The 408-nt window shown below is 61.0% G+C and carries 1 protein-coding gene and 1 pseudogene; both read left to right on the top strand.

What is annotated here, in order from left to right; all coding sequences use genetic code 11:
• Nucleotides 1-204: pseudogene (locus AF337_RS34610) on the top strand (hypothetical protein); the annotation flags it as partial.
• Nucleotides 201-408, top strand: a 208-nt coding sequence (locus tag AF337_RS34615; protein WP_152971330.1) for an SDR family NAD(P)-dependent oxidoreductase, incomplete at its 3' end; no start/stop codon positions are given. The pseudogene AF337_RS34610 and the gene AF337_RS34615, both read left to right, overlap by 4 nt.

Consider the following 408-nt stretch of genomic DNA (forward strand, 5'->3'; position numbering starts at 1 on the left):
CTTTTCAACTACGGCCCGATCGGCGAGGATGGATCGGTTACTGTCCGCATTCACTACGACCACAGGGTTATGGATGGAGCGAATGTGGCACGGGCATTGGAACGATTCGAAAGGATCTTGAATGGCGAGGTCACCGACGAAGTAAATAGCCTCGTCCACAGGGGAGCCGCGACCATCATGCCGTCGGTAGGAACATCGAAGTGACCCCGCACAACGAGTTCCGTTTGGCTGTCGTCGTGGTTGGCGGTTCCCGCGGCATTGGACGAGCAATCGCAAAGGTTGCCGCACGCGACCGCAACGTCGTGGTGCTCATCGCGCGCTCGCCTGAAGGCCTCACCGCTGCGGCGGCCGAGGTACAGCAGGCCGGCGGTGAGGCCTTCACGCTGGAACTGGATCTGCTTGCAGCCG

The organism is Rhizobium ecuadorense, from assembly GCF_001187535.1.
Classification (GTDB): Bacteria; Pseudomonadota; Alphaproteobacteria; order Rhizobiales; family Rhizobiaceae; genus Rhizobium; species Rhizobium ecuadorense.